The following is a 6492-nucleotide window of genomic DNA, read 5'->3' on the forward strand; positions in this document are numbered from 1 at the left end:
ATCGCGTGCCCCTTGGGGCTGCGCAAGGTGGTTTGAGCTGTCTTTAAAAGAGTTCCAAAACAAGGCCTTCGGCTGGGGCGGCAAGGGGTGGCTTTGGTGCTGCGGTCTGGGGCCCGAGACTCGCCTTGCAAAATATATTTTATCGCAGTCTACTACCTAGAGTAGAAAAGTTAACGATTGTAGGGGTTTGCGATATGTACCCAAGCGTGGTAGCGCCTTCTGGCGTCATCTTTTTTATCTCGCTTCTCACCTGCGCAATTCTGGTTGCAACCAGACATATGCATCTTTCCCGCACCGCGCGTGCCGAGGATGGCCGCGCCGTGCAAGCGGCGCATAGCGAGCCTACGCCCCGAATTGGTGGCGTCAGTTTTGTCTTGGCGCTTGCGGTCGCCTGTATCTGGCTACCCGCCAACCCGCGGCATCCAAGCTTTGGCCTTCTGGCGCTTTCGCTGCTGCCGATATTTCTGGCCGGGCTGGCCGAGGATTTGGGTTTTCGCGTTTCGCCAAACCGCAGGTTGCTTGCCGCGGCAGTTTCGGCAGCACTTGCGGCGGCGATGCTGGAAACTTGGGTCGTGCGTATCGACATACCGATGGTGGATGCGCTGTTGCAATTCACGCCTCTCGCCGTGGCGTTTACGATTTTTGCTTCGGCGGGTATCGCAAATGCCTTCAACCTGATCGACGGCCTCAATGGCTTGGCTGCGGGCACGGGTATTCTGGTGGCGCTCGGGCTGGCCTGCATCGCTTTGCTGGCGGGCGATACCACGCTTGCAACAATGGCCTTTGTCATGGTCCCCGCCATTCTTGGCTTTTTGGTTTTCAACTTTCCCTACGGGAAAATCTTTCTGGGTGATGCGGGCGCCTATTCGATGGGCCATGCGTTGGCCTGGATCGGGATCGTCCTCGTCGCCAGATCGCCCGAAGTCAGCCCTTGGGCGATTATGCTGGTATTTTTCTGGCCCATCGCCGACACGCTTTTTGCAATCTGGCGTCGCAGCCGGTCGGGGAGGGGTATCAACAAGCCTGACCAGATGCATTTTCACCAACTGATCATGCGCGGTATCGAAATCTGCGTGGTCGGGCGCGGCCGCCGCCACATCAGCAATCCGATTGCCACCGTCGTCATGCTGCCGATGATTGCAACCCCGATTGTCGCGGGGGTCTTGCTGTGGAACAGCTCTGCTGCCGCCGCTGCCGGGGTCGCGGTATTTGCGCTGGCCTTTGTTGCTATCTATCTAACGGGACTCAGATATTTTCGCAGCCGCGCAAGATCGCGCCAGCGCCGCCGGGAAGGCAAGGCCGCGGCGCTTGCAGTCTGGGCGCGCTAACCCGCCCAGGCTGATCGCGGAACAGGGCGCTGGTTGCCCGGCAATTCCCGCGCCTGACTGCCCGCGGCGCGGATAGGTCAGGAAGCATCGCTGCCATATTCGGTGTAATACCCAGCATAGCGGTAAGATTTCGAGTTGCTCGGCTGATGGTTCAGCGCCGCGATGATCTCGGTTCCCGGTCGCTTGGAGTCGTTGAGTATCGATAGGCCCGTGCGGATCTCGTTGTGCCCCGTCGCGCCAAAGCGCACGACCATCACCAATATGTCGCCGTAGCCTGCCAGATAGCGTGTATCGACCACGGGCAACAGCGGCAGGGTATCAATAATGGTGATGTCAAAGGCATCTCGTGCCAAGTCCACAAGCGTTGCAAAGGCCGCGCCGCCCAAGAGTTGGTCGGTTTCGGCGTAGGCGCGCTCGGTTCCAAGCGCTATCGACACAGTGCTTATTGCGTCGTTTGAAATCAGCTCATTGCCCAACTCTTCATTGCCCGGATCGCGCAGCCAATCGGCAATTCCAGTGGCGGCTGAAACGCCGAGATACCTGTGCAACGTTGGTTTGCGCAGATCGGCATCAACCAGCAAGACCCGCTGCTTCGCCTGCGCGAAGGCGCGCGCCAGCGCCAGCGCCGTTGTGCTTTTTCCCTCGGCCGGAACTGACGAGGTTACGACTATCACGCGCCCTTTTTTGGCGTCATCGGCGACGGTTCCGGATTGCGCGCGCCCCAAGGTCATCTCGATAGTCGCGCGCAGTCTGCGGATGGATTCCGAATAGGGCGCGAGTGGTTCGGTTATGACGCCATCGGCAATGCTGCGCTGGCTGTCCGGCTTCAATGCGACAAGCGGAATTGCCGTGGCAACGCGCGTGCGCAGCACATCGCGCAACTGGCTCTCTGAGGTAATACCACCGATGACATACTCATTCAGGAAGGCCAAACCAACGCCAAGCCCAAGCCCGCACACCAGCGCCAATGCCAGAACCATGCGCATGTTGGGATAGCTTGGGGCGTTGGGCGGAAGTGCTGGCGAAACCACGCGGCTGTCGGCGATCTGCACCGCCGCCTGAACTTCAAGTTCGCGCATCCGCGACAGCAAAAGGTTGTATTGGCTGCGCGCAATCGTCGCCTCTTGCTGCAAGCCGTAAAGCTCGGTCAGAATTTGCGAAGGAATTGCGCCTGTCAAAAGCGTTTCGCGGATCTGGTCACGCAGATCGGCGCTTGATTGCTGCAATGACTCCGCGCCGCTTTGCACCCGCGCGATGGCCGCAGTAGCGGTTTCACTTTGCCGCGCCTCAAGTGCCGCCAAGGCCAAACGCAGGTTCACCGCTTCGGCGGCATCTGCCGCAACGTCCGATAGCTGGCGCTCAAGCTCGGCACGCTGGTTTTGTAGCGCGCTCAATGCCGCGTCACCAAGCCCGGCGGTCAGCGAGGCCCAATCCTGTGCTTGAAGCTGGGTTTGCAAATCCGCCACTTGCACTTCGGCGGACAGACGCTTGCTGTCGGCATCTTCCAGTGCCACGCGCATCGCTTGGATATCGGCGCGCCCGCTTTCGGCTTCGATGCGCGACAAGTTATTGTCGATGAAACCGTCGATGGCGCTTTCACTTTGCGCCAAGGCAGCCTGCGCCGAGGCGATCTGGCTTTGCAGCTTGTCCCGCGCTGTCAGCGACGCGGAAATCTTGCTTTCAATCTGCGCCGAAATATAGGCGCTGGTAAGCGCATTGGCGAGCTCTGCGGCGCGATCTGGGCTTTCCGATCGCACCGAAACCCCGATCAGGTAGGTGATGCCACGACGACGCACGTCAACCGCCGCGCTGAACTTCCGCAGTGCTGATTGCACCAGCGCATCTTTGCCCGGGTCCTCGGAAGGCGCAAAACCCAGTGCCACCCGGATCTTTTCAAACGTGCCAATCGCGGGGCCAAACTCGGGGTCCGACATGAGGTTTTGGTCGCGCACAACCGCAATCGCCACGCTGGGGGTGCGCAAGATCTCGACCTCACTATCGACGCGCGCATTTTCACCGGTGCCCGATACCGAGGCGCTGTCGGAATACACCAGCGATTTGCTGTTGGGGTCCACAAAAACCAAAGAGGTTGCCGTATAGGTCGGCTTTGCAATAACCAGATACGCAGCAGCAACCGCCAGCAGCAGCAGCGTGCACGCAGCAATCAACCACGCCTGTCTGCGCAGCAATGCCGCGATCGCCCTGATGTCGATTTCCTGCTCGGACGTGATTTCTGGGGGGGCCATCTAGTATTCTCTTGCTTGGGTTTTGAAATCTGATCTTTCACTTGAAAAAGCACCCGGCCAATATTTGCAGACCCAGCACGCGCCACCTTGCATTTCCAGATTGCTGAGTGGCCGGTTGGCGGCAGAAACACCCGCCTCGCCGGTTGAGAAAAACTCTGGCGAATACCCCTCTGCAAGGCGCACCGCGCTTAGCTGCCCCGTTATATAGGCACCGGTATCAAGGTTGATCCGCCAGTCGCGCTGCTCTGCCCGCGCAATCGGCATATGGCCCTGAATGACACTGCCGCCGGGGGCGAGGCCCCGCGGCGGCGGGCCTTCGGGGGTGGCGAACCGGCGCGACCACAGCAGGGTTTGGCGGTTCTGCCGCTCCAGCGGTAGCGCAGGGTCGATGCCTGCGTGGCAGAGAAAGAATGGCCCGGCGTGCAGAAACAGCGGCATTGCGGCAAGAAAATCCAGATGTTCTTGCGGCACATGAGCCGCCACGCGCATTGCCAGCACCTTGCGCGGCAGCGATTGTGCCTCGGCGAAGTCACGCACAATGCCGTAAGAGGCGAGCGTTTCAACGCCGCCATGCGCTAGCCATTCGGCCTTTGGGTCGGGCGCGCGCAAGAAGCGCAGCGCCATGTCTTCATGGTTGCCAGCAAGGCTCAACCGCGCCAGCCCGGCAGGGGGCGGTGCCAGCAAATGGTCGATCATGCCTGCACTATCCGGGCCGCGGTCGATCATGTCGCCAAGCAGCACAACCAACTTCTCGCCGGTAACCTCGTCCGAGGCGATGCGCGCCTCAAGCTCTCGGTATAGGTCGAGCCTTCCGTGCACATCACCTATGGCGTAGATCGTCGGCAGTGGCCGCGCGCGCATCACGCCGAAAACGCCGTCGCGGGCCGTGGTGGGCGTGCGCGATAAAGCGCGGCCCAAAAGGCGATGCAGCAGGTTGCTCATGTCGCCTCGCCACGCGCAAGGCGCAGCCCCGGCCGCTCGCGCCGTGCCAGCGCAAGGCCGAGGACGGTCAGCAAAAAAAAGACATTGGCCTGAATCTCTAGGCTGAAGTCCACCAGAGAATGAACAGCCACCTGCGCCAATATCGCCAGTGCTGCGGCGGGTAGCGCTTTGTCATGGGTGCGGTGGCGCAACAGGCGCAACAGGCGCCAGACGATCATTGCGCCTAGCAGCATTGGTATGCTGCCGAAGATCAGCCCCATTTCCGACCAGAGGGCGAGATAGCTTGAATGCGCCATATCCCAAGCAAAGGCGGCGGTCAGGGGCGGGGCATGAAACAGCTCGAACGACAGTGCAAAACTGTCGAGCCCAAAACCTGTCAACGGCCGCGTCAGGATCATTGAAATGACCTGCCCATAAAGTTCGGCGCGAACCGCGGCGTCTTTTTGAAGCGCGAAGGCACGCTCGATCAGACCCTCGCCTTGGCTTAGTAAAATAGCCAAAAAAAGCGCAAGCACGGCCAACGCGCCAAGCCAAGAGGGTGATCTATGCCCTGCATGTTCCCGCCGTGCGGCAGAAAGAAGCCAGACAACCGCCATGCCCACCAGCGTTGCAAACAGGCCCATCCGTGACTGGGTGTTCACGATGGCCACCAAAATCACGCCGATCGCGACCCAAAGCGCAAGCTGCGCGACGGTCTTAGGGCTGCTCAGCCGCGCGGGGTGCATCTTGCGGGCTTGCGAAGGTTCAAGCGCCAACGCAAGCCCGAGTATCGCCCCCATGCCGAGGTAGGTTGCAAAGGAATTGAGGTTGATAAACGGCCCAGACGGTGTGCCGATGGACGCGGCCGCTTCGCCCAAGAAACTGCTATCGCTTTGAAAACGCGGGGCGATCATCACCCACATGGCATAGACGAGAACGCTGAAAAACAGTGACCATGCAATCACGCGCGCGCGGCTTAGCCGCCCCGCCGTTTCGATCACCAAAAGCAGAAACATCGCCGAGCCGATCATTCGCGCCAGCCCAACCAAAGTCGCGTTTGGCGCAAGGCTCAGGTGCACAGGTGTGATGCCAAGTTCCGCCGGCACCCGCTCGACTGGCAAGGCCGTCAGGAATCCGGGCAGATGGGCCGCAATCGGCAATGTCTGGAACACCGCATAGGCGAAGAAAGCGGCAAGCGGCAGAAAGGCCGGCAAATATGCCGCAGCGCGCAGCGGGCGTGGCTGCGATTGCAGTGCGAGTGCGGTGAAGTAGAGGGTCGCTATCATTCCGATCGCGAGTGACCAGAGCATCCATGAAGCGCCGCGGTTGCTTGCTGCGGGCAGCGGCGAAAGCACAACGATGAGCACAACCGCAACTGCGAGAAAACGGTTCCAGCGCCGCCGGTGGATGTCGATCTCTTCGCCGCCGCGCAAGGCATTGGGCCGGGTCTGTGCGCCGCGTTCTGCACCACCATCAAGGCCAGCGCGCGCAGGGCCTGCCGCGACCGCTCGCGCCAAGAAGTTTGCCCGAATTGGGGCGGTTTGGCCTTTCTGCTGCGTCATCTCAGCCACCCGCCCTTCGGATTGCGGCCACAAAGGCGCGCAGATCGCCCGGCGCACCCGTCTCGGCGGCTGCGGTGATTACCTCGCGCAGCGCAGGGGTGATGCGGTACTGGTCCGCAACAAGCGCGCGGCCCGTTTCGGTTGAAATCAACATGCCGATGTCGGCGCTGAATGCCGCTTTGGCGCGCGTATCCAGCGCGCCATAGGCGGCGGCCGCGATCACAAACCTAGCTTGGCCAACCGCGCCTTCCTGCGCGCCGGTGCTCTGCGACAGCAGGTATTCGCGGCTCACCCCCGGCCAGTCTTGCCGTTCCAATGCGACCGCGGCCAGCACCAGATGCGCGCGCGACGATGTCGGCGCAGTTGCGACAATTGCTGCGGCCAAGGTCTCGCAACTGGCAACCAAGTTCTGGCGTACCGCGCCGGGCTGGAAGG

At 61.1% G+C, this 6492-nt stretch carries 5 protein-coding genes; 1 reads left to right on the top strand and 4 read right to left on the bottom strand.

The features are described from left to right. Nucleotides 1–278: 278 nt before the first annotated feature. A complete protein-coding gene (locus ABY403_RS12050) occupies nucleotides 279–1328 on the top strand; it encodes a glycosyltransferase (RefSeq protein WP_372841068.1) in 1050 nt (349 codons plus the stop codon). 77 nt (nucleotides 1329–1405) lie between these two features. Here the strand turns inward: ABY403_RS12050 and ABY403_RS12055 are convergent, their stop codons facing one another. From ABY403_RS12055 to ABY403_RS12070, 4 genes are all read right to left on the bottom strand, one after another. Continuing rightward, the gene (locus tag ABY403_RS12055) at nucleotides 1406–3574 is read right to left on the bottom strand and encodes a GumC family protein (protein ID WP_372841069.1); all 2169 of its coding nucleotides are present in this window, start codon (nucleotides 3572–3574) and stop codon (nucleotides 1406–1408) included. Further along, nucleotides 3575–4516, bottom strand: a complete 942-nt coding sequence (locus tag ABY403_RS12060) for a metallophosphoesterase (protein WP_372841070.1) — start codon at nucleotides 4514–4516, stop codon at nucleotides 3575–3577. It lies immediately after the preceding gene. Beyond that, the gene (locus ABY403_RS12065; protein WP_372841071.1) at nucleotides 4513–6057 is read right to left on the bottom strand and encodes an O-antigen ligase family protein; all 1545 of its coding nucleotides are present in this window, start codon (nucleotides 6055–6057) and stop codon (nucleotides 4513–4515) included. The genes ABY403_RS12060 and ABY403_RS12065 overlap by 4 nt, the downstream gene beginning before the upstream one ends. 1 nt (nucleotide 6058) lies before the next feature. Beyond that, nucleotides 6059–6492, bottom strand: a 434-nt coding sequence (locus ABY403_RS12070; RefSeq protein ID WP_372841072.1) for a hypothetical protein, incomplete at its 5' end; no start/stop codon positions are given.

The organism is Phaeovulum sp. (assembly GCF_041596715.1).
GTDB lineage: Bacteria > Pseudomonadota > Alphaproteobacteria > Rhodobacterales > Rhodobacteraceae > UBA6213.

Bases quoted from the DNA above. Each gene is read 5' to 3' on its own strand.
- ABY403_RS12050 (WP_372841068.1), top strand. From the start codon at position 279: ATGCATCTTTCCCGCACCGCGCGTGCCGAGGATGGCCGCGCCGTGCAA.
- ABY403_RS12055 (WP_372841069.1), bottom strand. From the start codon at position 3,574: ATGGCCCCCCCAGAAATCACGTCCGAGCAGGAAATCGACATCAGGGCG.
- ABY403_RS12060 (WP_372841070.1), bottom strand. From the start codon at position 4,516: ATGAGCAACCTGCTGCATCGCCTTTTGGGCCGCGCTTTATCGCGCACG.
- ABY403_RS12065 (WP_372841071.1), bottom strand. From the start codon at position 6,057: ATGACGCAGCAGAAAGGCCAAACCGCCCCAATTCGGGCAAACTTCTTG.